This is a genomic window from Cyclonatronum sp., assembly GCF_022565315.1.
Taxonomy (GTDB): Bacteria; Bacteroidota; Rhodothermia; order Balneolales; family Cyclonatronaceae; genus Cyclonatronum.
Window position 1 is genome coordinate 1 of sequence record NZ_JAIUMX010000196.1, and the last position, 2,815, is coordinate 2,815.

Annotated in this window: 4 protein-coding genes; 3 read left to right on the forward strand and 1 reads right to left on the reverse strand. The window is 47.4% G+C overall.

Annotated elements, in window-relative coordinates:
- From LAT75_RS15505 to LAT75_RS15515, 3 genes are all read left to right on the forward strand, one after another.
- Window positions 1–243 (forward strand): SemiSWEET transporter (locus LAT75_RS15505; RefSeq protein WP_291483739.1); only part of this gene is annotated, 243 nt, incomplete at its 5' end.
- Between the two features lie 171 nt (window positions 244–414).
- Complete coding sequence (locus LAT75_RS15510) at window positions 415–894, forward strand: DUF302 domain-containing protein (RefSeq protein WP_291483741.1); 480 nt, start codon at window positions 415–417, stop codon at window positions 892–894.
- Between the two features lie 178 nt (window positions 895–1,072).
- On the forward strand, window positions 1,073–1,747 hold the full coding sequence (locus tag LAT75_RS15515) for a hypothetical protein (RefSeq protein ID WP_291483743.1): 675 nt from the start codon (window positions 1,073–1,075) through the stop codon (window positions 1,745–1,747).
- An 81-nt stretch (window positions 1,748–1,828) separates the two neighbouring features.
- Here LAT75_RS15515 and LAT75_RS15520 read toward each other — a convergent pair.
- Window positions 1,829–2,815 (reverse strand): LruC domain-containing protein (locus LAT75_RS15520; RefSeq protein WP_291483745.1); only part of this gene is annotated, 987 nt, incomplete at its 5' end.

Genomic DNA, 2,815 nt, shown 5'->3' on the forward strand with positions numbered 1-2,815 from the left:
GCTACCTGCACAACCATTTCATTTCTTCCTCAGGTTATCAAAACATGGAAATCGAAGTCAGCCAAGGACCTCTCCCTTGGGATGTTTTCCATTTTTGCTACCGGCGTTTTCCTTTGGCTTGTTTACGGCCTGATGATTGGTGATTTGCCCATCATCCTTGCGAATACCATCACCCTGCTGCTTGTACTGCTCATTCTGTATTTCAAATTCACGTTCGACCGGAATGAGGAAAGCGGGGGCTGAATGCTATACTGGTATGATTCTGCTTTTGAATCACCCTAAAAACAAGAATAGCTTATGTAACCAAAGTAACCTTATACTTCTATTCGATTAGCTATATTTGCTTTCAGAAAACAAATATACACGACGCCCAAAGCTTCAGGCCCGGGCTCATCAAACTAAACAGAAAGCAAAATGAACAAGCAAATTTTTCTCGCAGCGGCAGTTAGTTTTATTGGCGGACTCGTAATTATGGGTTTCGTTGGTTTTTATTCACTTCCCGGCATGATGATGCTGGAAGACGAGAGCAAATACGATTTTGAAACGACCGTTGAAGTTTTTGAACAGGAAGTGCGCGCCGCCGGCTGGAGTATCATAGCCGTGCACGACATGCAGGAAACCCTGCTGGGACACGGACATGAAGTACTTGAAGTAAAGATTTTCGAGCTTTGCTCAAGCCGCTACTCAGCTGAAATCCTGAAACTCGACGACGAGCGCATTGTGAGTCCGCTAATGCCCTGCCGCGTAGCTATCTATAAGAAGAGCGACGGTAAGACTTACATCGGCCGCATGGACTCTGAGCTGCTCGCCAAGCCTTTCGGCGGCGTTATCAATCAGGTGATGCAGCAGGCCGCAAGCGAAACGGAAGTTGTGCTGGCAAAGCTCATCCGCTAAGCAGCTGTAGTGTAATTGCATCAAAATTGAAATAAAAAGGCCGTACTGAGTTTTCAGTACGGCCTTTTTTATGGTCAGAATCATGTCAAATACATGCTGCACAAGTTCCTGCGCTTTTTATTACTTTCAGGATTAAGACCCTGATTTACCTGATGTTAATTCAAAGCGGGAGGTTTCTATGTTCAGATTTTTCAGAAAAAGTGCGGGAGAAGGTCAAAACGGCAGCAGCTTGTGGGCTGTACTGCTGCTGGAGATGAGCGCCATCATCATTGCAGTGATGCTCGGTTTTTGGGTAAACGAATGGCGTGAAGGGCGGCAGAAGCAGGCACAGCTTGAAGAAGCCAAATTCCGGATTGCTGCGGAGCTGAACTACAACCATCAGCGGATGGTGATGCTGTATGCTTACTACGACGAGATTATTTCCCGCATCGAAAAACGGATTGCCGAAGATCCGGATTTCAGTCCCCTGGAAGCTTATGCCTATCAGATTGAGGGCTTTCGCGGTGCAATGCCGCCGCTGCTGCGGTCATCTACCTTTCACATGCTGCTGAACACCGGCATCCTTACGGCATTCGACGTGCAGACCGCCGATGACATCGCGCTGCTCTACAACATGCAGAGCATCATCGAAACGCTGGACAAAGCCATCCTCAGCAATGTTTCTGATGATTCAGGATTCACCCGCATCCCTACCATCCGGCATATGTTCGGCCTCTTTAAAGAGCTCATCCCGATTGTGCTTGCCGGCTACGAAGTTTACGGGATAGAACATTTCGGGGCTTACGGTTTTGATAACCGGATCGAGCATCCGCAGCTCAGAAATGCGGTTGACATGCAAAAGCAAGGCTTTTAGGAATAAAAAAAAGCTGTCCGGCGGGGTGCCGGACAGCTTTTTTAAAGTACTGGGCCAGCCTTAAGGCCGTGCCGGAATGGATTAATCGAGCGGATCGGGATCAAGAAGATCCGGCAGGATGATAAGCTGACTCTCGTCTCTGTTTCCGGGATTATCGGTGTACCAGTCCTGATTAACAGTTCCGTTAGATTCTGCCCATGCTGCGAAGCGAAGGTATGCATGTGCTTCAAGTGCATCACCGGTAGTTGTATCTACGAGTGCACTTGCGAAGCGTCTGCTTTGAATGGCGTGTGGAATAAGCTCGGGTACAGCAATTGCAAAGTTCATGTTTTTACCTACCCGGGCAACATCAGTACTTTTGTACCAACCAGCTTCAGCTGAGTTATCTTCAAAGTTGTTGAACAAACTAGCATCTACGAGGTCAGTAGGAATATTGAAAGGCGGGTGAACTTCATTGCCGCGGCCTCCAAAAGGCACAACTAAAGTATCACCTTCAACAACCTGATTTTTATTGCCATAAAAGAATGCAAACGGATTGTAAGGAGCGGAGCCTAAATCTTCTCTGGCAACAGGGTCTTCGAAAGTTACGGTGAGCGAAACGACGTCCGGATTTCTGGGATTACGACCCTCAAACACGTTGCCCATTCTCGGAAAGTTTTGATTTGCATCGTCGAATGCAATAACAACTGCCCTGCTTTGAGCTGCTTCTGTGCCATCGCTGTTAAGATTGATAAAAGTGTCGCCTGACAGGCGGGTACCGACAACAGACGCAATGTCGTCAGGCTCAAGTTCGTCGAACTGAATACCAAAACCAGCTCTTACAGCGGTACCTGTTGCGCGGATCTGGAAAGTCATATCGATGCTGAGAATATCATTCTGATCATTCGTTAATTCAGAGAACTGATACCCGACAACAAGATCATTCATGTCATAATCTCCGAATGAAGGCCAGAGGTCTTCAAACATAATGGTACCGAATTCACCTTCGGCCGGGAAATAATTCCGCACCGTATCAATCGGATCATCCATTAAACCTGCACTGAAGCTGTCATCACCGGCATCAATACC

Coding starts and splice junctions, on each gene's coding strand:
- LAT75_RS15510 (WP_291483741.1), top strand. CDS start 415: ATGAACAAGCAAATTTTTCTCGCAGCGGCAGTTAGTTTTATTGGCGGA.
- LAT75_RS15515 (WP_291483743.1), top strand. CDS start 1,073: ATGTTCAGATTTTTCAGAAAAAGTGCGGGAGAAGGTCAAAACGGCAGC.